Annotated in this window: 28 protein-coding genes; 13 read left to right on the forward strand and 15 right to left on the reverse strand. The window is 72.7% G+C overall.

Annotated features, from left to right (window positions below; all coding sequences use genetic code 11):
• The first annotated feature begins 28 nt into the window (after positions 1-28).
• Entirely contained in the window at positions 29-904 is an 876-nt protein-coding gene (locus tag ADL34_RS04055; protein WP_062668138.1) for an undecaprenyl-diphosphate phosphatase, read from the forward strand.
• A gap of 114 nt (positions 905-1,018) precedes the next feature.
• Positions 1,019-1,198 carry a hypothetical protein gene (locus tag ADL34_RS04060; RefSeq protein WP_062668139.1) on the forward strand — a complete coding sequence of 60 codons (180 nt, stop codon included), beginning with the start codon at positions 1,019-1,021 and terminating at the stop codon, positions 1,196-1,198.
• A gap of 80 nt (positions 1,199-1,278) precedes the next feature.
• Here ADL34_RS04060 and ADL34_RS04065 read toward each other — a convergent pair whose 3' ends face one another.
• Entirely contained in the window at positions 1,279-1,869 is a 591-nt protein-coding gene (locus ADL34_RS04065) for a hypothetical protein (RefSeq protein WP_062668140.1), read from the reverse strand.
• A gap of 69 nt (positions 1,870-1,938) precedes the next feature.
• On the opposite strand from ADL34_RS04065, the gene ADL34_RS04070 reads away from it, so the two are divergent.
• Together ADL34_RS04070 and lnt are read left to right on the forward strand one after the other, a co-directional pair.
• Positions 1,939-2,421, forward strand: a complete 483-nt coding sequence (locus tag ADL34_RS04070; protein ID WP_062668141.1) for a nuclear transport factor 2 family protein — start codon at positions 1,939-1,941, stop codon at positions 2,419-2,421.
• Positions 2,422-2,518: 97 nt separating this feature from the next.
• The gene (gene lnt, locus ADL34_RS04075) at positions 2,519-4,090 is read left to right on the forward strand and encodes an apolipoprotein N-acyltransferase (RefSeq protein WP_062668142.1); all 1,572 of its coding nucleotides are present in this window, start codon (positions 2,519-2,521) and stop codon (positions 4,088-4,090) included.
• On the opposite strand, the gene ADL34_RS04080 is transcribed toward lnt, so the two are convergent.
• Both ADL34_RS04080 and ADL34_RS04085 read right to left on the reverse strand, forming a co-directional pair.
• A complete protein-coding gene (locus ADL34_RS04080) occupies positions 4,014-4,919 on the reverse strand; it encodes a Gfo/Idh/MocA family protein (protein ID WP_062668143.1) in 906 nt (301 codons plus the stop codon). The genes lnt and ADL34_RS04080 overlap by 77 nt on opposite strands.
• Positions 4,891-6,117 carry an FAD-dependent monooxygenase gene (locus tag ADL34_RS04085; RefSeq protein ID WP_062668144.1) on the reverse strand — a complete coding sequence of 409 codons (1,227 nt, stop codon included), beginning with the start codon at positions 6,115-6,117 and terminating at the stop codon, positions 4,891-4,893. The genes ADL34_RS04080 and ADL34_RS04085 overlap by 29 nt, the downstream gene beginning before the upstream one ends.
• Before the next feature lie 84 nt (positions 6,118-6,201).
• On the opposite strand from ADL34_RS04085, the gene ADL34_RS04090 reads away from it, so the two are divergent.
• From ADL34_RS04090 to ADL34_RS04105, 4 genes are all read left to right on the forward strand, one after another.
• A complete protein-coding gene (locus ADL34_RS04090) occupies positions 6,202-6,792 on the forward strand; it encodes a TetR/AcrR family transcriptional regulator (protein ID WP_062739762.1) in 591 nt (196 codons plus the stop codon).
• Between the two features lie 66 nt (positions 6,793-6,858).
• The gene (locus ADL34_RS04095; RefSeq protein WP_062668146.1) at positions 6,859-7,371 is read left to right on the forward strand and encodes a DinB family protein; all 513 of its coding nucleotides are present in this window, start codon (positions 6,859-6,861) and stop codon (positions 7,369-7,371) included.
• Between the two features lie 112 nt (positions 7,372-7,483).
• Positions 7,484-7,972 (forward strand): hypothetical protein, encoded by a 489-nt coding sequence (locus tag ADL34_RS04100; RefSeq protein WP_062668147.1) that lies wholly within the window; start codon positions 7,484-7,486, stop codon positions 7,970-7,972.
• Positions 7,973-8,098: 126 nt separating this feature from the next.
• Positions 8,099-8,581, forward strand: a complete 483-nt coding sequence (locus ADL34_RS04105) for a tetratricopeptide repeat protein (protein WP_062668148.1) — start codon at positions 8,099-8,101, stop codon at positions 8,579-8,581.
• Between the two features lie 51 nt (positions 8,582-8,632).
• Here the strand turns inward: ADL34_RS04105 and ung are convergent, their stop codons facing one another.
• From ung to ADL34_RS04135, 6 genes are all read right to left on the reverse strand, one after another.
• Positions 8,633-9,316: a uracil-DNA glycosylase gene (gene ung, locus ADL34_RS04110; protein ID WP_062668149.1), complete on the reverse strand. Its 684-nt coding sequence runs from the start codon at positions 9,314-9,316 to the stop codon at positions 8,633-8,635.
• A 142-nt stretch (positions 9,317-9,458) separates the two neighbouring features.
• Positions 9,459-11,039 (reverse strand): ABC transporter substrate-binding protein, encoded by a 1,581-nt coding sequence (locus tag ADL34_RS04115; RefSeq protein WP_062668150.1) that lies wholly within the window; start codon positions 11,037-11,039, stop codon positions 9,459-9,461.
• A 212-nt stretch (positions 11,040-11,251) separates the two neighbouring features.
• A complete protein-coding gene (locus tag ADL34_RS04120) occupies positions 11,252-12,013 on the reverse strand; it encodes an SDR family oxidoreductase (protein ID WP_062668151.1) in 762 nt (253 codons plus the stop codon).
• Positions 12,014-12,032: 19 nt separating this feature from the next.
• Positions 12,033-12,794: a 3-oxoacyl-ACP reductase FabG gene (gene fabG / locus ADL34_RS04125; protein ID WP_062668152.1), complete on the reverse strand. Its 762-nt coding sequence runs from the start codon at positions 12,792-12,794 to the stop codon at positions 12,033-12,035.
• Positions 12,795-12,907: 113 nt separating this feature from the next.
• The gene (locus ADL34_RS04130; protein ID WP_062668153.1) at positions 12,908-13,357 is read right to left on the reverse strand and encodes a DUF3037 domain-containing protein; all 450 of its coding nucleotides are present in this window, start codon (positions 13,355-13,357) and stop codon (positions 12,908-12,910) included.
• A complete protein-coding gene (locus ADL34_RS04135) occupies positions 13,354-14,118 on the reverse strand; it encodes a HipA family kinase (RefSeq protein WP_062668154.1) in 765 nt (254 codons plus the stop codon). Before ADL34_RS04135 ends, ADL34_RS04130 begins: the two co-directional genes overlap by 4 nt.
• Before the next feature lie 210 nt (positions 14,119-14,328).
• Here ADL34_RS04135 and ADL34_RS04140 point away from each other — a divergent pair, with 210 nt between their 5' ends.
• Complete coding sequence (locus tag ADL34_RS04140) at positions 14,329-14,772, forward strand: Rieske (2Fe-2S) protein (RefSeq protein ID WP_062668155.1); 444 nt, start codon at positions 14,329-14,331, stop codon at positions 14,770-14,772.
• On the opposite strand, the gene ADL34_RS04145 is transcribed toward ADL34_RS04140, so the two are convergent.
• Positions 14,759-15,409, reverse strand: coding sequence for a cysteine hydrolase (locus ADL34_RS04145; protein ID WP_062739763.1), 651 nt, complete (start codon positions 15,407-15,409; stop codon positions 14,759-14,761). The two genes, ADL34_RS04140 and ADL34_RS04145, sit on opposite strands and share 14 nt — an antisense overlap.
• Positions 15,410-15,547: 138 nt before the next feature.
• Between ADL34_RS04145 and ADL34_RS04150 the strand changes: the two genes are divergently transcribed.
• Complete coding sequence (locus tag ADL34_RS04150) at positions 15,548-16,015, forward strand: pyridoxamine 5'-phosphate oxidase family protein (RefSeq protein WP_055622436.1); 468 nt, start codon at positions 15,548-15,550, stop codon at positions 16,013-16,015.
• 21 nt (positions 16,016-16,036) lie between these two features.
• Here the strand turns inward: ADL34_RS04150 and ADL34_RS04155 are convergent, their stop codons facing one another.
• Positions 16,037-16,936 carry a LysR family transcriptional regulator gene (locus ADL34_RS04155; RefSeq protein ID WP_062668157.1) on the reverse strand — a complete coding sequence of 300 codons (900 nt, stop codon included), beginning with the start codon at positions 16,934-16,936 and terminating at the stop codon, positions 16,037-16,039.
• A gap of 74 nt (positions 16,937-17,010) precedes the next feature.
• On the opposite strand from ADL34_RS04155, the gene ADL34_RS04160 reads away from it, so the two are divergent.
• The gene (locus ADL34_RS04160) at positions 17,011-17,946 is read left to right on the forward strand and encodes a DMT family transporter (protein ID WP_199835517.1); all 936 of its coding nucleotides are present in this window, start codon (positions 17,011-17,013) and stop codon (positions 17,944-17,946) included.
• A gap of 185 nt (positions 17,947-18,131) precedes the next feature.
• Here ADL34_RS04160 and ADL34_RS04165 read toward each other — a convergent pair whose 3' ends face one another.
• Positions 18,132-19,463 (reverse strand): aminotransferase class I/II-fold pyridoxal phosphate-dependent enzyme, encoded by a 1,332-nt coding sequence (locus ADL34_RS04165; protein ID WP_062668159.1) that lies wholly within the window; start codon positions 19,461-19,463, stop codon positions 18,132-18,134.
• Positions 19,464-19,498: 35 nt separating this feature from the next.
• On the opposite strand from ADL34_RS04165, the gene ADL34_RS04170 reads away from it, so the two are divergent.
• Positions 19,499-20,182: a pyridoxamine 5'-phosphate oxidase family protein gene (locus ADL34_RS04170; protein WP_062668160.1), complete on the forward strand. Its 684-nt coding sequence runs from the start codon at positions 19,499-19,501 to the stop codon at positions 20,180-20,182.
• Positions 20,183-20,228: 46 nt separating this feature from the next.
• Here the strand turns inward: ADL34_RS04170 and ADL34_RS04175 are convergent, their stop codons facing one another.
• From ADL34_RS04175 to ADL34_RS04185, 3 genes are all read right to left on the reverse strand, one after another.
• Positions 20,229-21,176 (reverse strand): DMT family transporter, encoded by a 948-nt coding sequence (locus ADL34_RS04175; protein WP_062668161.1) that lies wholly within the window; start codon positions 21,174-21,176, stop codon positions 20,229-20,231.
• 172 nt (positions 21,177-21,348) lie between these two features.
• Entirely contained in the window at positions 21,349-22,353 is a 1,005-nt protein-coding gene (locus ADL34_RS04180; protein ID WP_062668162.1) for an EamA family transporter, read from the reverse strand.
• An 86-nt stretch (positions 22,354-22,439) separates the two neighbouring features.
• A complete protein-coding gene (locus ADL34_RS04185) occupies positions 22,440-22,988 on the reverse strand; it encodes a Clp protease N-terminal domain-containing protein (RefSeq protein WP_062668163.1) in 549 nt (182 codons plus the stop codon).
• 268 nt (positions 22,989-23,256) lie between these two features.
• Here ADL34_RS04185 and ADL34_RS04190 point away from each other — a divergent pair, with 268 nt between their 5' ends.
• Complete coding sequence (locus ADL34_RS04190; RefSeq protein WP_062668164.1) at positions 23,257-23,691, forward strand: SRPBCC family protein; 435 nt, start codon at positions 23,257-23,259, stop codon at positions 23,689-23,691.
• Positions 23,692-23,724: the final 33 nt, after the last annotated feature.

Consider the following 23,724-nt stretch of genomic DNA (forward strand, 5'->3'; position numbering starts at 1 on the left):
ACGATCAGCACTTGGACGCCGTAACTTCATGTCTTGGTTTGAATCCCTCATCCTCGGACTCGTCCAGGGGCTGACCGAATTCCTCCCCGTGTCCTCCAGCGCGCACCTGCGGCTGACCGCGGCGTTCTCGGGCTGGGAGGACCCCGGCGCGGCCTTCACCGCGATCACCCAGATCGGCACCGAGGCGGCGGTCCTGATCTACTTCCGCAAGGACATCGGGCGGATCGTCCTGGCGTGGCTGAAGTCGCTGACCGACAAGGAGATGCGGCGCGACCACGACGCCCAGATGGGCTGGCTGGTCATCGTCGGCTCCATCCCGATCGGCGTCCTCGGTCTGACGCTCAAGGACCAGATCGAGGGCCCGTTCCGCGACCTGCGCGTCACGGCGACCATGCTGATCGTGGTCGGCATCGTCATCGGCGTCGCCGACCGCCTGGCGGCCCGCGACGAGTCCGGCGGCCGGCACCGCGCCGCCAAGCAGCGCAAGTCGCTCGAGGACCTGAACGTCAAGGACGGCCTCATCTACGGCCTGTGCCAGGCCATGGCGCTCGTCCCCGGCGTGTCCCGCTCGGGCGCCACCATCAGCGGCGGCCTGTTCATGGGCTACCAGCGGGAGTCGGCGGCCCGCTACTCGTTCCTGCTGGCCATCCCCGCCGTCCTCGCCTCGGGCCTCTTCGAGCTCAAGGACGCCATGGAGAGCGACCATGTCTCCTGGGGCCCCACGCTCTTCGCCACGGTGATCGCCTTCGGCTCCGGATACGCGGTCATCGCCTGGTTCATGAAGTTCATCTCGACCAAGAGCTTCATGCCGTTCGTCTACTACCGGGTGGCGCTCGGCCTCGTCATCATCGCCCTGGTCGCGGCCGGCGTCCTCAGCCCGCACGCGGCGGAGTCGTCGGACTGAGCCGTCCGACTCGCCGGTGACCAAACGTTTTTGGCCGCATTCGTGACCAAAGACATACGTGGCGTGTAGCCGTCCGGTAGCGCAGGGTCAGTGCCAACCCCTAGGCTTGACACCATGTCCCCCAGTTCCTTAGACCCTGGTTCCGTGCGCTCCGCCGCCGAGGTGAACGAGGCGATCCGTGCGCTGTGGATACGCGCGGGCGGCTCGCTCTCGGCCCAGGAGCGCGAGGCGTACGAGTTGCTGGTGGTCGAGTGGGCGGCCGCCATCCGCGCCGAGGTCGTCAAGGCCGCTTGAAGAGGCGAGCCGCAGCCCGGAACTGACGAGCCTTCAGAGCGATAGCCCACCCCAGTGGCCCACCCCAGTGGCCGAAAGCCCTATGGCCGCCGCACACCAGGGCCGATCGCGGGCCGCCGTGTCCAGAGGGCGAGGTCACTGCTCGTCGCCACGGCGAGGGTCTGCCCGGAGGGCGAGAAGCCGGCCGTCCGCAGCTCGGAGAAGTCGGCGTGGTAGATGTGCCACGACCGCTCTCCCTGCGGCCCGGAGTGGGACGACCCACCCTCGCGGGACAGCAGGACATGTTCGTGCGGCCGGGCCGGGCCGGTGACCCGCAGGGCCCAGCCGTCCTCGGCGGTGGCGTGCAGTCCACCCCCGAACAGGCCCGCGATCCGCACCCGGAGCCCTGCGACCGGACCCAGTCCCGGGCAGGAGAGGCCGGACACCTCGTCCGGACAGGCGTCCTCAGGGTCCGGGTCCTCGTCCCGGGCGATCCGCTCGCCGGTCACGGCGTCGAACAGCCCGTGCCCGCTGTGGGAGACGGCCAGCACCAGATCGTGGCCGCTGCCGGGGTGCGTCGCGAAGCCGATCCCGACGAGCCCGCCGACGGGCACGCCGGACGCGTGGGCGAAGACGCGTCGCCAGGGCTCGGGGGCGGGCACCACGGGGGCCACGTTCATCACGGCCCCCATTATCCGCCGTCAACCGATATCCCGGTACGCCCTCTTGGCGCATCGCGTCCCATGCCCAACACTGAGCCGATGACGCAGCGTGTGGAGCTCGCCACCCTCAGGGACCGGCTGGCCGTGGACGACCTGGTCACCGAGTACGCGGTGGCCGTGGACGACGGCGACTGGGAGGCGTACCGCGGACTGTTCGCCCCGGGTGGCCGCGCCGACTACCGGTCGGCCGGAGGTGTCGAGGGCGACGCCGGGACGGTCGCCGGGTGGCTGGCCGAGAGCATGCGGGCCTTCTCGGTACGCCAGCACCTGATCGTCAACCGGCGGGTGCGCTTCGGCGTCCTCGAGCAGGACGTCGGGGACACCGCGGACGTACGGGCGGACTACGTCAACCCGATGCGGCTCGCCGGGGGCGACGGGGCGGGCCCGCCGGACTTCGTCAGCGGCGGCCGCTACGCCTTCGCACTGGTCCGCGCCGACGACGGCTGGCGTCTGCGCGACGTCGTCATCGAGGAGAAGTGGCGCCGCCCGCCCGGGCGGACCTCGCCGGCCGGGACCGCCTGACCGGCAAAGGCCCGGGACCGCCTCACCGGCGGCGGCCGGCTGTCCGGTCACCGGTCCTGTGCGCACACTGGAAGGACCACGGGGTAGGAGGCGCTGCATGAAGACGATCAGTCGCTGGCTCGCCTCACCGTGGCGGCGCTCGGCCATCGCCGCCCTCCTCGGCGCCCTGCCCGTGCTCGCCTTTCCCCAGCCCTCGCTCTGGTGGTTCGCGTACGTCGCGCTGATCCCGTGGATCGCGTTGCTGCGCGGGGCGCCGACGGGCCGGCGCGCGGCGCACGACGGCTGGTGGGGCGGGTTCGGCTTCATGCTGGCGATGCACCACTGGCTGCTGCCCAACCTGCACGTCTTCACCTTCGTCATCGCCGCCCTGCTCGGGGCGCTGTGGGCGCCGTGGGGCTGGCTGGTGCACCGTCTGCTCGGGGCGGGGCAGGCACCGCCCCGGGCCATGGCGGCGCTCGTCCTGGTGCCGTCGGGCTGGCTGCTGGTCGAGCTGGTGCGCTCCTGGCAGGGCCTCGGCGGGCCGTGGGGCGTGCTGGGCGCCAGTCAGTGGGAGGTGCGCCCGGCGCTGCGGCTCGCCTCGGTGGGCGGGGTGTGGCTGATCAGCTACGTGGTCGTGGCGGTCAACGTGGCGCTCGCCGTGCTGCTGACGGAGCGTACGGCGCGTGTCCCGGCGGTGGCCGGGCTGACCGCGGCGGCCGTGGGCACGTCGGCTGCCTGGATGTGGGCGCCGCGCCCCGAGGTCGACGACCGGGTGCGGATCGCGGTCGTGCAGCCGGGCGTCGTGAAGGGCCCGGACGTGCGGTTCGACCGCGAGGAGCGGCTGACGCGCGAACTGGCGGGCCAGGACGTCGACCTGGTCGTCTGGGGCGAGAGCAGTGTCGGTTTCGACCTGGCCGACCGGCCGGACCTGTCGCGCCGACTCGCCGCGCTGTCCCGGGAGACCGGCGCGGACGTCCTGGTGAACGTGGACGCGCGGCGCTCCGACCGGCCCGGCATCTACAAGAGCTCGGTCCTGGTCGGCCCCGACGGCCCGACCGGTGACCGCTACGACAAGATGCGTCTGGTGCCGTTCGGCGAGTACATCCCGCTGCGCTCCCTGCTGGGCTGGGCGACGTCGGTCGGCAAGGCGGCCGGCGAGGACCGGCGGCAAGGCACCGAACAGGTGGTGATGGACGCCGGGCACGGCCTGCGCGTCGGCCCGATGATCTGCTTCGAGTCCGCCTTCGCCGACATGAGCCGCCACCTCGCGGACGACGGCGCCGAGGTGCTGATCGCCCAGTCGGCGACGTCGACGTTCCAGCAGAGCTGGGCGCCCGAGCAGCACGCCTCGCTGGCGGCGCTGCGGGCCGCCGAGACGGGCCGGCCCATGGTGCACGCGACGCTGACCGGGGTGTCGGCCGTGTACGGCCCGGGCGGGGAGCGCGTCGGGTCCTGGCTGGGGACGAGCGAGAGCGCGAGCGCCGTCTACGAGGTGCCGCTGGCCGACGGCGTCACGCCGTACGTCCGGTTCGGCGACTGGCCGCTGCACGCCGCGGTGCTGATCGTCGCCCTGTGGTGTCTGGGCGAGGCCACGCGCGGTCTGCGGCCCCGGTTCAGGCAGCCTGCTCCTGAATCGCCCGTACCACCCGCTCACACAGATCGTGGGTCGCCAGCGCGTCCCTGGCGCTGAGCACCTTGCCCGCCCGCACGGCGTCGAGGAAGGCCAGCGCCACCTGCTCGATGCCGCGCTGGCGGGCGACCGGCACCCAGTCGCCGCGCCGCCGCACGGTGGGCTGGCCCTTGTGGTCGACGATCTCGGCGAGGTTCAGGACCTGCCGCTTGGTGTCCTGCCCGGAGACCTCCAGGATCTCCTCGGTGGAGCCGCTGAGCCGGTTCATCACGCCGAGCGCGGTGAAGCCCTCCCCGGAGAGCTGCAGCACGACGTGGTGGAGCAGCCCGCCCTCGGTGCGGGCGCGCACGGTCACGTCGTCGACCGGTCCGGGCACCAGGAAGCGCAGGGTGTCCACGACGTGGATGAAGTCGTCGAGGATCATCGCGCGCGGCTCCTCGGGGAGCCCGACGCGGTTCTTCTGCATGAGGATCAGCTCGCGCGGGTGGTCGGCGCACTGCGCGTAGCCGGGGGCGTAGCGCCGGTTGAAGCCGACCGCGAGGCTCACGCCGCGCTCCTCGGCGAGTGCCACGAGCCGCTCGGAGTCGGCCAGCCGGTAGGCGAGCGGCTTGTCGACATAGGTCGGCACGCCGGCCTCCAGCAGCCGGGTCACGATCTCCGGGTGCGCCACCGTGGACGCGGGCACGAACGCGGCGTCCAGCCCGGCGGACAGCAGCGAGTCGAGGTCGGCGTGGCGCTGGGCGTCCGGGAGGTGCAGGGCGTCGGCGACGCGGGTGAGCGTGGCGGGCGTGCGGGTCTGGAGGTGCAGTTCGACCCCCGGCTGGACCGCGAGCACCGGCAGGTAGGCCTTCTGCGCGATGTCACCGAGTCCGATGCAGCCGACCTTCACGGGGTGTGCTCCTTGGGTGGTTGCCGTCCGGGGTCTTCGGGGCAGCATACGGCGCCTGCGGCGGCCGCCAGTCGGCGATGCCCTCGAAGCCCTTCAGGAACAGCAGCGGAGCCGCCTTGGACACGGCGGCCAGCGCGGTGTTCCGTACGGCGACGGCGGCCCGGCCGGTCATCATGTTGAGCCGCGCGACCCGGACGGCCTGGCGGGCGATGGCCGTCGTCCGCGGGAGGCGGGCGGCGGTGTAGGCGGCCAGGTCGTCGGCGTGGTGGGCGAGGACCACGGCGTCCTCGACGGCCTGGTTGCCGCCCTGGCCCAGGGTCGGCGGCATGGCGTGGGCGGCGTCGCCGACGAGGGCGACCCGGCCGCGGTGGTGGGCGGGCAGGGGCTCGGCGATGTGGTGCACGTCGTGCCGCAGGACGTCGTCGGGGCGGGCGGCGGCGAGGATCGCGGGAAGCGGGGCGTGCCAGTCGCCGTAGCGGCGCAGCAGCTCGGCCCTCTCGTCGTCGGGGGCGCGCCCGCCGGCCGGGGTGACGGCGGCGGCGTAGGCGTACACGCGCCCGTCCTTCAGTGGGTGGGAGCCCCAGATGCGGCCCGGGCCCCAGGTCTCGTGGGAGGCGAAGTGGGCGCCGGGCACGGGGATCACGAGCCGCCAGGTGGTGAACCCCGAGTAGACGGTCCCGGGGTGTCCGGGGAAGAGCACGCCCCGTACGGCGGACCGGATGCCGTCGGCGGCCACGACGAGCTCGGCCTCCAGCTCCCCGTCGGGGGTGCCGACGCGGGCGGGGCGCCCGGCGTCGCCGGGGTCGGTGACCGTCGCCGCGGTTCCCGTGCGAACGGCCGACGCCGGGAGCCGTGCGGCGAGGCTGGTGACGAGGGTGGCCCGGTGCAGCAGCACGAGGGGGCCGCCGAAGCGCCGGGTCACGGCGTCGGCGTCGGTCCGCGCGAGCCAGCGTCCGGACGGGGTGCGCAGGCCGCCGTCGCCCTGCCAGGCGGCGAGGTCGCGGATCTCGTCGCCCGCGCCGATGACGTCGAGCGCGCGCAGGGCGTTGGGGGCCAGCGAGATGGCGGCGCCGACCGGTTCCAGGCTGGGGGCCCGCTCCAGGACGGTGACGGCCCAGCCCCGCTGGTGCAGTGCGGCGGCCGCGGTCAGACCGCCGATGCCGCCGCCGATCACGACGGCCCGCTTCGTGGGTGCCATGGCTGTCCTCCCGATGTGACTACAGGTGTAGTGTCCGTGCCTCGACCGTACTACAGACGTAGTGCGCCCGGTAGGTTGACCTCCATGTCCGTACGCACCACGTCCGCCGCCCGTGCCGATCTCGTCGCCGACACCGCCCTCGCGCTGCTGGCCGAGCGGGGCATGCGCGGGCTCACCCATCGCGCGGTCGACGAGGCGGCGGGGCTCCCGCAGGGCTCGACGTCCAACGTGGCGCGCACCCGGCAGGCCCTGCTGGAACTGGCGGTGCGCAGGCTCGCCGAGCGCGAGGCGCGGGTGCTGGCCCTGGAGGAGATGCCGGACCCGCGCGGCGGACTCGACGCCCTGGCCGAGGGACTGGCGCTGGCGACCCACCGCTCGCTGACCCGCAACCGCGAGCTGACGCTGGCCCGCTACGAACTGGCCCTGGAGGCCACGCGCCGCCCCGAGCTGCGGACGTACTTCGACGCGACGGGCCGCCGTTTCCGCGACCAGCTCGGCGCGCTGCTGACGGCGGCGGGCTCGCCGGCCCCCGCCCGGCATGTGCTGTCCCTCGTCGCACGGGCGGACGGCCTGCTGTTCAGCTGCGTGGCCGGTTCCTTCAGCTCGGAGGTGCCGAGCCTGGAGGAGGTCCGGGCCGGACTGCGCGAACTGCTCGCCGGGATGTCCGGCTCCTGACCAGGTTCCTCTCCCGTTCCGGGAAAACTCCTGGTCGCCGGAGCCGAGTTGGGCGATCATGCTCCGATGACGACCGAACGCCGTGAACCCCCCACCACCGCCGACGAGCGCACCATGCTGGAGGGCTGGCTGGAGTACCACCGGCAGACCCTGGCGTGGAAGTGCGAGGGCCTGACCGAGGAGCAGCTGCGCACCGCGTCCTCCGAGCCGTCCGAACTGACCCTGATGGGGCTGGTCCGGCACATGACGGAGGTGGAGCGCAGCTGGTTCCGGCGGGTCCTCGCCGCCGAGGACGCGGGCCCGGTCTACTACAGCGAGGCCGACCCCGACGGCGAGTTCCACTTCTCCCCCGCCGACTCCTGGAAGGACGCCTACGACGGCTGGCAGGCGGAGATCGCCCGCGCCCGGCAGCACGCGGCGCGCTTCGGCCTGGACGACATCTCGGAGGGCGCCCACGCGCGCACCGGCGAGCGCTACAACCTGCGCTGGATCTACACGCACATGATCGAGGAGTACGCCCGGCACAACGGGCACGCCGACCTGCTGCGCGAACGGATCGACGGCGCGACCGGCGAGTGACGTCAGCCTGACGGGGCCGGGGCCGCCCGTACGGGGCCGGAGATCACCCGTGCGGAGCAACCTATGCCTGTCCGCGCTCTACCCGGCCCCGGCACCCACCAGAGTGGAGCGGGTGCATCGATCGACGACCACCGCGACTCTTCTGGTCACCGCGGCCGTCTCGGCCCTCACGGGCTGTACGACGGTCCAGGCCCCGGCGGCCCCCGCACCCCGGGCGACACCCGCGCGGCCCGCCCCGCTCCACCCGACCGGACACAGCCGGCCGGAGGTCGTGCAGGCGCCGGCCTCCGAGGCGCTGGCGCTCATCGGCCCGTCCCGCCGCCCCGGTCCGGCGCGGTCCGCCGCACCCTCGGCACCGTCGCACACCTCCCGGCCGGCCCCTGCGGCCCCTCGCCCGCAGCCGGAGCGGCGGGCCCCGCACCGCCCCGCCCCCGGCGCGGCCGCCCCGCGCGAACCCAGGGTCACCGTGCCGGACGTGGCACGGCACCTCCCCGGCGAGGCCGGGGCGAACGCCGACGTCTGCGCGCTCGGCCGGAAGTACGGCGGCTGGCGGCAGGACAGCCAGGAGGCGCGGATCTGCGACCAGGCGTACGGCCGGTGAACCGGACCCGGTTACGACCCGCGGTGGCTGCCCGGACGGACCCGGTACGGGGCCGCCTGACCGGGATCGCCGGTACGGGCGGCTAGCGTCGGCAGGGACCCAGCCGACGAGGGCCCGGAGGACGCGGTGACGGAGCGACAGGAGCGCACGGCATCCGATGCCGTGCTGACACGGATCGGGCAGGTCGTCCTGCTGCACCACGCCGGTGACCGCGAGGAGGCCCGGCGCCGCCTGCTCGACCTGTGGACCGAGCTCGGCGCCGACGGCGACCCGCTGCAGCGCTGCACCCTGGCCCACTACCTGGCCGACACCCACGACGATCCCGCCGACGAACTGGCCTGGGACCTGCGGGCGTTGACCGAGGCGGAGAGCGCCGGCGGCGCGGGGACCGCCGGGACCTCCCGGAGCGCCCCCGCGCTGAAGGCGCTGTACCCCTCGCTGCATCTGAACCTGGCGGCCGACTACGTCAAGCTCGACCGCGCCGAGGCGGCACGCGCCCATCTGCGCAGGGCGCGGGGCGCGGCGGGAGCGCTGGGCGACGACAGCTACGGGGACGGGGTGCGGGCGGAGATCCGCCGGCTGGAGCGGCGCCTGGGCGAGGCACCCTGAGGGCTGTCCCGTAGGTCGTGTCCTGCCCTGGCCGACGGATCCCGCCGCGGATCAGCCGAGGTTCGGGATACGCCAGTCGATCGCCTCGTGGCCCTGCCGGGCCACGGCCTCGTCGATCTGGGTGAAGGGGCGGGAGCCGAAGAACTTCCGCGCCGACAGCGGCGAGGGGTGGGCGCCCTTGACGACGACATGCCGCGTCTCGTCGATGAGGGGGAGCTTCTTCTGCGCGTAGTTCCCCCACAGGACGAACACCGCAGGGTCGGGGCGGCTGGCCACGGCCCGGATCACGGCGTCGGTGAACTTCTCCCAGCCCTTGCCCTTGTGCGAGTTGGCCTCGCCCGCGCGGACCGTCAGCACGGCGTTGAGCAGCAGGACGCCCTGCTGGGCCCAGGGCATCAGATAGCCGTTGTCGGGGATGGGGAGGCCGAGCTCCTCCTGCATCTCCTTGTAGATGTTGCGCAGCGACGGCGGTGTCTTCACTCCGGGGCGGACCGAGAAGCACAGCCCGTGGCCCTGGCCCTCGCCGTGGTACGGGTCCTGGCCGAGGACGAGCACCTTGACCTTGTCGTACGGCGTCGCGGCGAGGGCGGCGAAGACCTCCTCGCGCGGCGGGTAGACGGGACCCTTCGCCCGCTCCTCCTCGACGAACTCCGTCAGCTCCTTGAAGTAGGGCTGCTGCAGTTCGTCACCCAGAACCCCGCGCCAGGACTCGGGCAGCATGGCGATGTCGGTCACGTCGACTTCCTTACGGTGTGCGGTGGACGGTGTGCGGTCCACGCGGCCGGTGGCCGCTGTCAATTCTCCGAACCTACAGGCGCCCACTGACAATCGTCTCGCGGACCGCATGTCCCTGCCGGTGCACCGGTGACGGGCGTGACTACCAGCTCGTCTTGCGGTACAGCTCGCCCACCATCATGATCGTCGACGGGTCCAGGGCCCGCTCCGAACCGGAGATCTCGGTGCTGGAGGCCACGTACTGGCGGCCCTGCCACAGCGGCAGCAGCCGCGCGTCGTCGACGAGGATGCGCTGGGCCTCCTCGAAGTCCTTGACGACGTTGGCCCGGTCGCTCTGGGCGCGGGAGCTGGGCAGCAGCGTCTCGGTGATCTTCGGCGTCACATAGGGCGTGCCCAGGGCGTTCTGGTCGCCGACGAAGGGCGCGATGAAGTTGTCGGCGTCCGGGAAGTCGGGGAACCAGCCGCGCCCGAACACCGGGTACTCGCCCTTCTGGTAACCGGAGACGTACGTCTTCCACGGGCGGCTCTTGAGGGTGATCCGGAACAGCCCGGACTTCTCCAGCTGGCGCTTCAGCTCCGTGAACTCTGCCTTGGTGGCGGAGCCGTAGCGGTCGCTGGTGTACCAGAGGGTGAGCGCCACGGGGGTCGTGATGCCCTCCTCGGTGAGGATCTTGCGGGCCTTGGCCGTGCTCGGGTCGCCGAAGTCGTCGAAGAAGCCGGTCGTGTGGCCGGTCAGGCCCTTGGGGACCATCGAGTACAGCGGCTCGACGGTGTCCTTGTAGACCTTGTGGGCGATCGCCGGGCGGTCGACGATCTGGGCGATGGCCTTGCGGACGGCGCTCTTGCCGGCCGTGGGGTCCTTCGGGTTGAAGACCAGGTAGTTGATCTCGGTGCCGAAGCCCTCGGTGATCTGGAGCTCGTCCTTGTCGTCGGCCTGGAGGTCGACGATGTCGTCGGCGGCGAGACCGCGGAAGGCGACGTCGAGCTTCTTGTCGCGCAGCGCGCCGACCATGGTGGGCGAGTCCTGGAAGTAGCGGATGGTGACCGCGTCGTTCTTGCGCTCCGCGTACCCGTTGTAGCTGTCGTTCTTGACGAGTTCGGCCTGCTTGCCCTCGTCGTACGACTGGAGGTCGTACGGGCCGGACCCGACGATGGAGCGCTCCTCGCGCAGCTTGCCGGCCGGGTACTCCTCGGGGTCCACGATCGACATGGCGGGTGTGGCGAGCACGAACGGGAAGGTCGCGTCGGCCTTGTTGAGGTGGAAGACGACCTCGCGGTCGTTGAGCACCTGGACGCGGTCGAGGCTGCCGAGCAGACCGGCCGGGCCGCCGTTGACGTTGATCTTCCGGATGCGGTCGATCGAGTACTTCACCGCCTGGGCGTCGAGCTTGTGCCCGTCGGAGAACTTCAGGCCCTCGCGCAGTTCGCACTGGAACTTCTTGTTGGAGCCGTCCGTGAACCGGCACTCCTCCGCGGCGTCCGGTTCGGGCGCGCTCGCCCCGGACGGGTAACTGAGCAGCGTCTGGTAGATGTTGCGGAACAACTCCCAGGAACTGTCCCACGCCGCAGCGGGATCGAGGGTGCTGGGGGCAGCCGTCGTCCCCACGATGATCGGTCCCTGCTCCTCCGAGGAGTCGGACGAGAGGACGCCGCATCCAGCCACCAGGGACGTTATGGACGCGATGGCCGCCACCTGCCGCAGGCGTCGGATCCGCTTGAACACGCGCACGCTCCTCGATCTGCCATACCAAGGGTCGGCAAAACATACCGCAGGCTCACGGCCTGTGAACCTCTCGTCTTGGGAGCACTTTTGCGCGGAGGGTTTGACTACGTTGTCAGAGAGTCACCGATCGTGTGATACGCCGACAAGGGCGCCCCTGTCGTACAGCGGCGCCCTTGTCGGACCGGCGGATGACCGTGCCGGAGCGGTGCGGATCAGCCGACGCCGGCGTTGAGGAAGATGCCGCCGTCGACGACGAGCGTCTGTCCGGTGACCCAGTCGGACTGGTCGGAGGTGAGGAACGCGGCGGCGCCGCCGATGTCCGACGGCACGCCGAGGCGGGCCAGCGGGTAGGCCGCGGCGGCCTCCTCCTCCCGGCCCTCGTACAGGGCCTGGGCGAACTTCGTCTTCACCACGGCCGGCGCGATGGCGTTGACCCGCACCTTGGGCGCGAACTCGTGCGCGAGCTGCTGGGTGAGGTTGATCAGCGCGGCCTTGCTGACGCCGTAGGCCGCGATGAACGGCGAGGGCGCGATGCCGGCGACGGAGGCGATGTTGACGATCGCGCCGCCGTTGTCCTTCTGCCAGGCGTGCCAGGTCTTCTGGGCGAAGCCGAGGGCCGAGATCACGTTGGTCTCGAACACCTTGCGCGCGACACCGAGGTCGAGGTCGGCGATCGGCCCGAACACCGGGTTCGTGCCGGCGTTGTTGACCAGGAAGTCGACCCGGCCGAAGGCCTCCATGGCGCGCTCGACGGCGACGGTCTGGTGGGCCTCGTCGTGGGCCTTGCCGGCCACGTACACGGCGCGCTCGGCGCCGAGCTGCTCGACGGCCTCCTTGAGGGCGTCCTCGTTGCGGCCGGTGATGACGACGCGGTCGCCGCGGGCGACGAGCGCCTCGGCGACGCCGTAGCCGATGCCGCGGCTGGCGCCCGTGATGAGGGCGACCTTGCCGGAGAGTGCGGGCAGTTCAGTCATGTCGGTGTCTCCCCGATCCCTAGTCGAGCGGTCCGCCGGCCACGTACAGCACCTGGCCGGAGACGAAGCCGGCGGCCTCGCCGGTGAAGAAGGCGATGGCGTTGGCGATGTCCTCGGGCTCACCGACGCGGGCCACCGGGATCTGGGTGGCGGCGGCGGCCTTGAAGTCCTCGAAGCCCATGCCGACCCGGTCGGCGGTGGCCTTGGTCATCTCGGTGGCGATGAAGCCGGGGGCGACCGCGTTGGCGGTGACGCCGAACTTGCCGAGCTCCTTGGCGAGGGTCTTGGTGAAGCCCTGCAGACCGGCCTTGGCGGCGGAGTAGTTGACCTGGCCGCGGTTGCCGAGCGCGGAGGACGACGAGAGGTTGACGATCCGGCCGAAGCCCGCGTCCACCATGTGCTTCTGGCAGGCCTTGGACATCAGGAAGGCGCCGCGCAGGTGCACGTTCATGACGGTGTCCCAGTCCGAGACGCTCATCTTGAACAGCAGGTTGTCACGGAGCACACCGGCGTTGTTGACGAGGATCGTCGGGGCGCCCAGCTGCTCGGCGACGCGGGCGACCGCCGCCTCGACCTGCGCCTCGTCCGACACGTCGCAGCCGACCGCGAGGGCCTTGCCGCCGGCCGCGGTGATCTTCTCCACGGTGTCCTTGCAGGCGGCCTCGTCGAGGTCGATGACGGCGACCGCGCGGCCCTCGGCGGCCAGCCGTACGGCGGTGGCGGCGCCGATGCCGCGCGCTGCGCCGGTGACGACGGCGACCCGCTGCTCAGTGGTGGACATCAGTGACTCTCCTCAGGTGAGCGACCGCTTAGTACCTTCGATGCACGTGACGCTAGAAGTCCTGGCACGCGGTGTCAACGGCCACCGCGCGCATGTGATCCATTACCCGTCCGTCACCGCACCAGCCGGTCGAGCAGCCGTTCGGTCTCGGCCGCCGGGTCGAGGGTGAGGCCGGTGTGCACGGGCCCCGGCTGCACGACGGTCGAGCGGGGCGCGATCAGCCAGCGGAAACGCCGTCCCGCGTCGTCACCGGCGGCCTGTCCCGCCTCCTCGCCGGCGCCGCAGACCCGCTCGACCGCGTCGAGGGCGGCCCGCACGCCCGCCACGTCGGCGTCCGGGTCCAGGGCGAGCAGCCGCCGCTCGTCGAGGTGGGTGCGGGCCCCCAGATAGCCGCGGGCCCGGCAGTACACGAGGACACCGGCGTTGACGCACTCGCCGCGCTCGACCCGGGGGACGACCCGCACCAGGGCGTACTCGAAGACGTCCCGTTCGTTGGCCTCGCCGCCGCGGATGATGTGGCGCTCGACGACGTGGCCCGCCATGTGGATGTGCCGCTCGCTCACGCGACCTCCTCGATCCCGGTGATGCGCTCGTGGACGGCGGCCGCACGCGCGAGCAGCGGCCGCACGTACGCCCGCCGCAGGTCGTCGGCGGTGTCGAAGCCGGGCTCGCCGGCCAGCCAGGCGTCCGGGATCTCCGCGGTGACCTCCGTCAGCAGGTCCTCGGTGACGCGGGGCGCGAGGTCGGCCGCGGCGGCGGCGACATCGGGCGCGAACCGGGCCAGGGCGTGGTCCGAGGCGTCGTAGGGGCGGGCGGCGGACGCCTCGGCGCCGGGCCAGTTGTGGTGCCAGATCATCGTGGCTCCGTGGTCGATGAGCCACAGTTCGCCCTGCCACATCAGCAGGTTGGGGTTGCGCCAGGAGCGGTCGACGTTGTTCACCAGCGCGTCGAACCACAGGACGTGGCCCGCCTCCTCGGGGCCCACCTCGAAGGCGAGCGGGTCGAAGCCCAGCGCGCCGGACAGGAAGTCCATGCCGAGGTTGGTGCCCCCGCTGGACCGGAGCAGATCCTGCACCTGCTGCTCGGGTTCGCCGAGCCCCAGCACCGGGTCGAGTTCCACCGTGACCAGCCGGGGCACCCGCAGGCCGAGCCGACGGGCGAGTTCGCCGCAGACGACCTCCGCGACGAGTGTCTTGCGGCCCTGGCCGGCGCCGGTGAACTTCATGACGTAGGTCCCGAAGTCGTCGGCCTCGACGAGTCCCGGCAGCGAGCCGCCCTCACGCAGGGGCGTGATGTAACGGGTCGCGATGACTTCCTTGAGCATCGCCCCAGGTTACTGGCGTCGGGGCGCGGGCCCGGGGCCCGGTGCGACGCCGCGCCGACAGCGGACCGACAGTGGTCGACAGCGGACCGACAGCTCCTCTTTACCCGCGCCCGAGGTCCGGCACGACAGGATTTCCGCAGCGTCTGAACAGGGGGTCCCCAGGGACCGTACCTCTCGGCAGATCACGAGTGACCGGAAGGAAACGTCAGCATGACCAGCGAATCAGTTCAGCCGATGCCGGGCCCGAGCCGCCGTACCGTCGTGGCGGCGGTGGGCGCGGCGGGGCTCGCCGTCGCGCTGACCGCGTGCGGATCCGAGGACGAGGCGTCCGGCTCGTCCACGGAGCAGGGAGCGGCGGCGGGCGGCGGTGCGGCCCTCGCGAAGACGGCGGACATCCCGGAGGGCGGCGGCAAGGTCTTCGACGCCGAGAAGGTGGTCGTCTCGCAGCCCGCGGCCGGCGACTTCAAGGCGTTCTCGACGATCTGCACGCACCAGAAGTGCCCGATGACGGACCTCAAGGAGGACACGCTGTCCTGCGCCTGCCACGGCAGTCAGTTCTCCGTCCTGGACGGGAGTGTGAAGAAGGGCCCGGCGACCCAGCCGCTGGAGGAGAAGAAGGTCAGCGTGTCCGGCGACTCGATCACGCTGGCCTGACGCGCGGCGCCCTCGCGAGCCGGTCCAGGACCTCGTCCGTGGTGACGACGGTGGCGACGAGCGCGAGGGTGTGGGCGATCATCGCGGGGGTGTACGAGGAGGGCACCCCCGCGATGGCGTCCCGCGGCACGACCACGACGTAGCCCCGGTTCACCGCGTCCAGGACGGCGTTGGGCACGGCCACGTTGGCCGAGACGCCGGCGACGACGAGCGTGCGGCAGCCGAGGTTGCGCAACAGGGCGTCGACGTCGGTGCCCTGGATCGGGGACAGGCCGTGCAGGCGGCGTACGACGAGGTCCTGTTCGGCGACCTCGATCGGCGCCGCCACGCGGACCGCGTCGGTGCCGGACAGCTGCCGGACGGGGAGCCGTTCGGCAGCGCGGAAGAGCCGGGCGTTGCGGTTGGCGCCGCGGCCGTCCGGACGGCGTTCGGCGATCGCGTGGATCACCTGCACCCCGCTCTCGTGGGCGGCGGCCACCAGCCGGGCGACCTGGGTGAGGGCGCCCGATCCGCGGGCCTCGTCGGCGAGTTCGGGCAGGGCGCTGTCGGGGCCGACGACGCCGTTCTGGCACTCGACGGTGAGCAGGACGGTGGTCGCGGGGTCGAGGAGATCGCTGAGCTCGGCGTGGCGCGGCATGGCTCCCCCAGGGGCCGGCGAACGGCGTGGGCGGTGAGCGTAGCCACCATTGCGTGGGGACGGAAGACGACTCATCCTTTTCTGACGTGATGTCAGAGGATCTCTCCTCTGGCACGACGTGGGAGAAGAGGGGGCCGTATGACCGTCACTCAGCGCCGGGGCCGGAAGATCATGATGTCTCCCGGCGAGCTGGACGCGTTCCTCACCGAGCAGCGCACGTGCCGGGTCGCCACGGTGTCCGCCGACGGCTTTCCGCATGTCAGCGCCCTGTGGTTCGCGTGGGACGGCACATCGCTGTGGCTGTACTCGGTGGTCCGCAGCAAACGGTGGGCCGATCTGCGCCGCGATCCGCGGGTGGCGATCGTGATCGACACGGGCGAGGAGTACGAGCAGCTGCGCGGGGTGGAGCTGTCCGGCACCGTCGACTTCGTGGGCGAGGCGCCGCGCGTGGGCGAGCTGTGCGCCGAACTCGACGTGCCGGAGACGCTGTTCGCCCGCAAGAACTTCGGCATCGAGGAGATGCCGCACGACGGGCGGCACGCCTGGATCCGGCTGACCCCGGAGAAGATCGTGTCCTGGGACTTCCGGAAGCTGGGGTCGGCGTAGCGAGCCGGGCGAGCGAGCCGGTCAGACGGCCTCCGCCGCCGAGCGCAGGGCCCGCACCGCCGCCCGGATCGACGGGCGGCGGTCCGCGTCCGCGCGCCAGACGGCGTAGATGTGCCGGTGGACGCTCTCGCGCACCGGCACCGCCCGCACCCCGGGCGGCATGGGGTCGCGGCCGAGCCGGGGTGCCACGCAGACACCCAGCCCGGCGGCGACGAGGGCCAGTTGGGTGTGGTGCTCCTCGGCGCGGTGGGCGATACGCGGCTCGATGCCCTCGGTGCGCAGGGTGTAGAGCAGCCACTCGTGGCAGAACTCGCCCTCGGGCCAGGCGACCCACTCGTCGTCCGCGAAGTCCTCCATGGTGACCTCGGCGCGTTCGGCCAGCGGATGCCCCTCGGGCATGGCGATCTCCACGCGGTCCTTGAGGATGGACGCCTTCGCCAGCCCCTCGGGCATCGGCAGGGGCTTGTTGTACCAGTCGAGGACGACGGCGAGGTCGGCGTCGCCCCGGACCACGGCGGCGACCCCGCCCTCGGGCTCCAGCTCCCGCGACCGTACGCGCAGCGCCGGGTGCTCGGCGCGCAGGGCGGTGAGCGCGGCGGGGAAGAGCCCGCGCAGGGCGGTGGGGAAGGCGACGAGCCGCAGCTCGCCGACCACCTGCCCGCGCTGCGCCTCCAGATCCGACTGGGCCAGCTGCACCTGGGACAGGATGCGCGCCGCGTGCTCGGCGAGCAGCCGCCCGGCGTCGGTGAGCCGCACGCCCCGGCCGTTCTTGGCGAGGAGCCGCTGGCCGACCTCGCGCTCCAGCTTGGACATCTGCTGGGAGACGGCCGAGGTCGTGATGTGCAGCCCCTCGGCCGCACCGCTGACCGAGCCGTGCCGGGCGAGGGCGTCGAGGGTGCGCAGGCGCTCCAGGTTCAACATGTAAGCGATGCTACGAGATATCCTGCGCGAAATCTCGATTGTGCTACGAGATCGTCGTGCCGCATCGTAGAGCCATGACCACCGCCACCACCCCGCGCACTCCGGCCGCGGCACCGGACCTCCCCCGCCCCCGCACCCGCCTCGACTGGCGCCTGCGGTTCGCCGCCCTCTCGCTGATCTGGGGCTTCAGCTTCCTGCTGATCAAGGTGGGCACCGACGGGTACGCCCCCTTCCAAGTCACGCTGGGCCGACTGGTGTTCGGTACGGCGGTCCTGGCGGCGGCGATGGCGGTCAAGCGGGAGCGGCTGCCGCGCGGGGCGCGTACGTGGGGGCATCTGGCGGTGGCGGCCTTCCTGCTGAACGCGCTGCCGTTCTCGCTCTTCGCGTACTCCGAGCTGACGATCCCGTCGACGCTCGCCGGCATCTGCAACGCCACCTCGCCGCTGTGGGGCATGGCCCTGTCGATGGTCGCCCTCTCCGAGGACCGGCCCACGCGCGTGCGGGTCGCCGGGCTGGGGATCGGCTTCGTCGGCGTCCTGACGGTGCTGGGCGCCTGGCAGGGCTTCGACGGACTGGACGCCAGGGGGACGGCGATGGCGCTGCTGGCGTCGCTGAGCTACCCGATCGGCTGGATCTACGTCCGCCGCACCCTGGCCGGGAACGGCTCGTCGCACCTGGCCCTGACCGGCGCCCAGTTGCTGCTGGCCACGGCGCAACTGGCGGTCGTGACCCCCATGTTCACGTCCCTGCCGACCCGGTTCGCACTGCTCCCCCTCCTGGCGGTGGTCGCCCTGGGGGCGCTCGGCACGGGACTCGCGGTGCTGATCCAGTACGGGCTGGTCGCCGAAGTCGGTCCGACGACGGCCCAGATGGTCACGTACTTCATCCCGGTCATCGCGACAGCGGCGGGCGTGGCCGTCCTGGGCGAGTCCCTCGCGTGGTCGACGCCGGTCGGAGCGGTGATCGTCCTGGCGGGCGCGGCACTGACGCAGATGAAGCGGGGCACCTGACCCTGCGGGGCGGGGGCAGTTGGCCGTGCGGCGGGGGCATCTGCCCCTGCAGGGCGGCGCACCTGACCGTACGGAACGGGGGCACCGGACCGTGCACGGCAGACCACCGGACCGTGCAGAACGGGGACACCTCACCGTGCGGGGCGGCGCCACCAGCCCCTGCAGGACGGCGGCGCCCCCTCCGCTCAGACGTAGCTCCGCACCGGTGCCCGGCCCAGCGCCGCCGCCACCGCGTCCGCCAGAGGTCCGGCCTCGTCCGGGCGCAGGGTCGACGTGGTGATCCTGATGCCGGGAGGGGCGGCGGTGCGGAAGCGGGCCCCCGGGGCGACCGCCCAGCCGGCGTGGAGCAGACGGGACACCGCCCCGGTCTCGTCGGGCACCGGCACCCAGACGTTCAGGCCACTGCGCCCGTGGCCCTCGATCCCCCGCTCGGCCAGTGCCCGCAGGAGCAGGTCGCGCCGCTCGCCGTACGCCGCCGCCACGGCCGCCGGGTCGTGCCCGCCGTCGGTCCACAGCCGTACCACCGCCCGCTGGAGCAGCCTGCTCACCCAGCCGGCACCCAGGCGCTGCCGTCCGCGCACCCGGTCCACGGTGACGTCGTCACCGGTGAGCACCGCGAGGCGCAGGTCCGGTCCGTACGCCTTGGCGACGGACCGGACGAAGGCCCAGTGCCGGGTCCCGCCCGCGAGGGGGTGCAGCGGCAGGTCGACGATCCCGTGCCCGTGGTCGTCCTCGATCAGCAGGACGCCGGGGTGGTCCCGCAGCACGGACCGCAGGGCACGCGCGCGGGAAGCGCTCATCACGGCCCCGGTGGGGTTCTGCATGCGGTCGGTGACGATCAGGGCCCGGGCACCGGAGGCCAGGACGCTGCGTACGTCCTCGGGCAGCGGTCCGTCGTCGTCGACGCCCACGGGGGCGAGCCGCAGCCCCAGGGCCGGGATCAGGTCGAGCAGGGCGCCCCAGCCGGGGTCCTCGACGGCGACGGTGTCGCCGGGTCTGAGGTGTGCCTCCAGGACACGTTCGATGGCGTCGAGGGAGCCCGACACGACGGCCGACGGCCCGGACGGCACCCCGTCGGCTTCCAGGGCGGCCCGCGCGAGGCGCGCCAGCTCCGGCTCCACGGGGTCGGCGCCGTACAGGACGCGCTCCCGGTCCCCCTGCTCACCGGCGGCCGCGAACGCCCGCGCCAGCGACGGCAGCAGCGCCGGGTCGGGATTGCCGCTCGCCACGTCCCGGACGCCCTCGGGCACCTCGACCTGGGCGTACTCGCGCCCGGTCGTGGCGGGCCTGGGCCGCACGCGGCTGCCCCGACGGCCCGCGGTCTCGATGACCCCGCGCTCCCGCAGGATGCGGTAGGCGGCGGCGACCGTGTTGGGGTTCACTCCGAGACCGGCCGCCAACTCCCTCATGGGGGGCAGCAGTTGCCCGGGCTCCAGCTCGCCCGTCCCCACTCCGCGCTCGACGCTCGACGCGATTTCCGTCGCGCGCCGCCCTTCGATCCGATATTCTCCTAGCACAAACGACATTATGCACTAGTGCAATGGAGAGCGCCATGCAGGTGACCCAGCAGCCGACCCCGCCGCCCGGCGCCTACACCCCGACGGACCGCACCGTCCCCACCCGCTCCGCGGAGCGGGCGTCGTACGACAGGGAGTCGGTGCACGCGATACTCGACGAGGCCTATGTCTGTCATCTGGGGTTCGTACGCGACGGCGCACCGGTCGTGCTGCCCACGCTGTTCGCCCGCGTCGGCGAGACGCTCTACGTCCACGGCTCGACGGGATCCCGCCCGCTGCGGATGACCGGCGAGACGGATCCCGGGCTGCCCGTCTGCCTGACGGTCACGCACGTGGACGCGCTGATCCTGGCCCGCTCCGCCTTCCACCACTCGATCAACTACCGCTCGGTCGTGGTGCACGGCACCGCCCACCAGGTGACGGACCCCGAGGAGAAGCGGATCGCCCTGGACGCCCTGGTCGACCACGTCGTGCCCGGCAGGTCCGCCGACTCCCGGCCGGCGAACAAGAAGGAGCTGGCGGCCACCGCGGTGATCCGTCTCGACCTGGACGAGGTCTCCGCCAAGCTCCGCACGGGCGGCGTCAACGACGAGCCGGAGGACCTGGCCCTCCCGCACTGGGCCGGCGTCGTTCCCCTGCGCAAGGGCTACGACACCCCCGTCGGCGATCCCGACCTCGCCCCCGGCACGGCTCTCCCGGACTACCTCGGCTCCCACTGAGCGCCTGCCGCGGCAGGGCCCCGCGCGTCGGAGGGGCCCTCGCGGATCACGCCGGGCGCGGGCGCTCCCTCCGGGCTCCCCGGGCCTCCGCCAGAGCGAGCCCGACGACGGACCCGAGCATCAGCAGCGTGCCCAGGCAGGTCGCCACCGTGAGCTGCTCACCGAGCAGGAGCACCGCGAGCACCGCCGCGCTGACCGGCTCGAGCAGCATGATCACGGACACGGTGGCCGAGCGGACGGCGGCCGCGCCCGCGAAGTAGAGGGCGTACGCGAGCGCGGTCGGCACGGCCGCGATGTACAGCAGGAGCCAGCCGACCCGGGCGGGCTCGGCCGCGTGCGGCATCAGCCCCTCCACCAGGGCGAAGGGCAGCAGGCACACACTGGTCACCGCGAAGGCCCACACGGACGTGGAGGCGGCGTCGGCCCCTCCGTCCCGGCCCCACTTGCGGGTCAGCAGCGTCATCACGGAGTACCCGGCCGCCGACAGCAGCGCCAGCAGCACACCGGCGGGCCGCACGGTCGCCCCGGCGTCGCCGAGCGCCATGACACCGAGCCCGGTGAGCGCGCCGGCCACGGCCGCCACTCCCCCGCGCCCCAGCCGCTCGCCCAGCATCAGCCGGGCGCCGAGCGCGATGAACACGGGACCGGCGCCGAGCGTGACGACGGTGCCCACGGCGAGCCCCGTCGCCTCGACGGCGGCGAAGTAGGCGGTCTGGAAGACGGCGAGGCCCAGGCCCGTGGCCCCGGCCCGCAGCGCCTTGCGCCGCAGCGGCGCGGGGTCGGCCGCGCGGGTGCGCGGACGCATCGGATGGACGGCGAGCAGCAGGAGGAAGCCGACCGCGCAGCGCCAGAAGGAGAGAGTGACCGGCCCCATGTCACTGGCCCGGTAGACCAGGGAGGCGGCGGCGCCCGCGGTGCCCCAGGCGGCACCGGCGACGGTCAGGAAGAGCAGGCCACGCCCGACGGGCAGGCCGGACAGAGCGGTGTTCGACACGAGTGGTTCTCCGCAGACTTGCAGAACGGTGGAGGACCCGGCTCAGCGGGGTCCAGGGGACGCGTCTGCGGGCAGCGCGGCACCGCCCGGCGCGGCCGGGCGGTCGATCCGGAGGGCCCGCCTCAGGCGGCCGGAGGCGGAAGAACGCGTGTCATCGGCATGATGGCGCACCTTAGGCGACGTTCTCCCGCTCGGACAACCCGGATTCGACCCCACCGGCGGCCACGGGCCCCGGCGCCCCCTTCGCGGGTGCCGACGACTGCGCGATGAAGGCCCCGGCGAGGACGACGGCACCGCCGACGATCTGCGGGGCGGACAGGTGCTCGCCGAGCAGGAACCAGGCCAGCACGGTCGCGATGACCGCCTCCAGGCAGGCGACGACCCCGGCGACCTGTGGCGAGAGCCGCCGTACCGAGACCACGCCGGTCACGTAGGCGACGACGGTGGCGAGCAGGACGATCCAGGCCAGCAGCAGCACGGCCGGTACCGGCGCGCCGTCCATGTGCGCGGTGCCGCCCAGCACGCCCCAGTCCATCGTCCACGGGCGGGCGACGACGGTGAGCACGGCGGCGCCGACCAGGAGGCCGTACGCGATGACCCCGAGCGGGTCGGGGGCGTCGGCGCCGGAGTCGCTGCCCTGGTCGGACAGGACGAAGTAGCCGACCTGGCAGCAGGCGGCGCCGAGCGCGAGGAGCAGACCGAGCGCGTCGAAGCCGAGGCCCGCCCAGACCTCGACGACACAGGCGAGCCCGCCCACGGCGAGGACCACGCCGACGGCCGCGGCACGGGTGACGGGCCGCCGCTGTACGAACCGGACCCAGCCGAGGACGAGCGCCGGCGCCAGATACTCCACGAGCAGCGCGACACCGACCGGGATACGGGAGATGGAGGCGAAGTAGAACGCCTGGACACCGGCCACGCCCAGCAGTCCGAACCCCGCGAGCAGGGCCGGTCGCCGACGGACCAGGGTCCGGTGGCGTACGGCCAGCGGCAGCATCACGAGGGCCGCGCCGGCCACGCGCAACCACACCACGTGGAGCGGGTCGAGCCCCGCCTCGATCAGCGGCTTCGCCGCGACACCGGACCCACCGAAGGCGATCGCGGAGCCGATCGCCAGACCGAGCCCGATCCCTTTGCCGCGGCCTGCCAGGCCGCTCTCAGACGTGCGCACCGGCACATGATGACAGGCGTTGACATGAGCGTCATCCCCGGTGACACCTGTCTCGTTGAATGGACACCGAAGGCGCGTCCGCGAAACACGCCCTAGTACGCGCCTTCGGTGTCGGGCGCGAATGCGCCGGGCCCCTTGTCGATGCGGGCGCGCAGGTCGTCCACGTCGACGCCGGCGCGGCCCAGCACCTCCACAGCGCGGGCCCGCGGGTCCCGTACGAGCGCCCCGAGCAGGTCGACGCCCCGGGCCAGCGGATCACCGCGGCGGGCGGCCCGCAGACAGCAGTCGCGCATCGCGTCCGCGGCCAGCGGGGAGAGACCATCGCCGTCCGGCACGACGGGCACGGCACCCGAGTCCTCCACACCGCCCTGCCAGCGCAGGCCGTAGCCGATGCTCCGCTGGACGAGGTAGCCGAGCAGCCGGGCGACCTGCGGTCCACCGCCGAGGACGGTGTGGACGTCCGGGTCGTGTTCGAGCAGCGAGTGCAGCAGATGGGCCGTGTCGGCGTGCCGGTCCCGGTCCCGGACCGCCCGGCGGCGCGCACCGGAGACCACCGCGGCCAGCTCGTCGCTAAGTTGGGCGATGTCCGGGCGCCGGGAGTCCTGTTCCGGGGCGGACTGCCGGGGGATACGGGGGTACACCTGTTCACCCCATCAACTATTTCGCGGCCGGTCATCCACGAGGGGAACCATGTCGGCGTCCCACGCGAAGTGGACTCAGGGGATGGAAATCTCCTCCTTGCGGAGGAGATCAGACGGAACACGGCACTGCGGCGCGCGCCGCCTTGCCGAACGGCTCCATGCCACCCCATGCCCGGCCCCGCAGATCTGACGATTCATCACTATTGAATGTTGCGGGCCTCGCGGCTACGTTCCGCGACACCCGAGCCCGACACGAAGAGGTGGTCGCATGGCCGAAGTCAGCGCGGAGGCACGCATCGAGGCCCCCGCCGAGAAGGTCTGGGCGCGGCTGACGGACTGGTCGTCGTACGGCGAGTGGAACGCGACCCACACGGACTTCCCGGCCGGCGGCCCCTCGGCCCTCGAGGTCGGCGGGACCTTCCAGGAGAACATGAGGCTGATGGGCTTCCCCGCGGAGGTCGAGTGGACCATCGAGGAACTGGAGCCGGCCCGGACACTCGCCATCCGCGGCAAGGGCCCGATGGCGGTCACGGTGACCACCCGGTACACGCTGACCCCCGAAGCGGGCGGGGCGGCCACGACGCTGCGGATCGACGGGGAGTTCACGGGCGCGGCGGTGTCCCTGATGGCCGGCAAGCTCAGGGACTCGGCGACGGCGGCCCTGAACGAGTCACTGCGCAAGCTGGCGGGGCTGGTGACCTGAACCTGAACCTCGCCGGACACCGCCGAGCGCCCC

The organism is Streptomyces sp. NRRL WC-3605 (genome assembly GCF_001509795.1).
In the GTDB taxonomy this organism is placed as follows: Bacteria; Actinomycetota; Actinomycetes; order Streptomycetales; family Streptomycetaceae; genus Streptomyces; species Streptomyces viridochromogenes.

Excerpts from the sequence above, each read along its gene's own strand:
- ADL34_RS04090 (WP_062739762.1), top strand. The coding sequence starts at position 6,202 with ATGTCCGTACGCACCACGTCCGCCGCCCGTGCCGATCTCGTCGCCGAC.
- ADL34_RS04160 (WP_199835517.1), top strand. The coding sequence starts at position 17,011 with ATGACCACCGCCACCACCCCGCGCACTCCGGCCGCGGCACCGGACCTC.
- ADL34_RS04055 (WP_062668138.1), top strand. The coding sequence starts at position 29 with ATGTCTTGGTTTGAATCCCTCATCCTCGGACTCGTCCAGGGGCTGACC.
- ADL34_RS04170 (WP_062668160.1), top strand. The coding sequence starts at position 19,499 with ATGCAGGTGACCCAGCAGCCGACCCCGCCGCCCGGCGCCTACACCCCG.
- ADL34_RS04095 (WP_062668146.1), top strand. The coding sequence starts at position 6,859 with ATGACGACCGAACGCCGTGAACCCCCCACCACCGCCGACGAGCGCACC.
- ADL34_RS04150 (WP_055622436.1), top strand. The coding sequence starts at position 15,548 with ATGACCGTCACTCAGCGCCGGGGCCGGAAGATCATGATGTCTCCCGGC.
- ADL34_RS04120 (WP_062668151.1), bottom strand. The coding sequence starts at position 12,013 with ATGACTGAACTGCCCGCACTCTCCGGCAAGGTCGCCCTCATCACGGGC.
- fabG (WP_062668152.1), bottom strand. The coding sequence starts at position 12,794 with ATGTCCACCACTGAGCAGCGGGTCGCCGTCGTCACCGGCGCAGCGCGC.
- ADL34_RS04135 (WP_062668154.1), bottom strand. The coding sequence starts at position 14,118 with ATGCTCAAGGAAGTCATCGCGACCCGTTACATCACGCCCCTGCGTGAG.
- lnt (WP_062668142.1), top strand. The coding sequence starts at position 2,519 with ATGAAGACGATCAGTCGCTGGCTCGCCTCACCGTGGCGGCGCTCGGCC.
- ADL34_RS04145 (WP_062739763.1), bottom strand. The coding sequence starts at position 15,409 with ATGCCGCGCCACGCCGAGCTCAGCGATCTCCTCGACCCCGCGACCACC.
- ADL34_RS04155 (WP_062668157.1), bottom strand. The coding sequence starts at position 16,936 with ATGTTGAACCTGGAGCGCCTGCGCACCCTCGACGCCCTCGCCCGGCAC.
- ADL34_RS04085 (WP_062668144.1), bottom strand. The coding sequence starts at position 6,117 with ATGGCACCCACGAAGCGGGCCGTCGTGATCGGCGGCGGCATCGGCGGT.
- ADL34_RS04140 (WP_062668155.1), top strand. The coding sequence starts at position 14,329 with ATGACCAGCGAATCAGTTCAGCCGATGCCGGGCCCGAGCCGCCGTACC.
- ADL34_RS04060 (WP_062668139.1), top strand. The coding sequence starts at position 1,019 with ATGTCCCCCAGTTCCTTAGACCCTGGTTCCGTGCGCTCCGCCGCCGAG.
- ADL34_RS04065 (WP_062668140.1), bottom strand. The coding sequence starts at position 1,869 with ATGGGGGCCGTGATGAACGTGGCCCCCGTGGTGCCCGCCCCCGAGCCC.
- ADL34_RS04190 (WP_062668164.1), top strand. The coding sequence starts at position 23,257 with ATGGCCGAAGTCAGCGCGGAGGCACGCATCGAGGCCCCCGCCGAGAAG.
- ADL34_RS04070 (WP_062668141.1), top strand. The coding sequence starts at position 1,939 with ATGACGCAGCGTGTGGAGCTCGCCACCCTCAGGGACCGGCTGGCCGTG.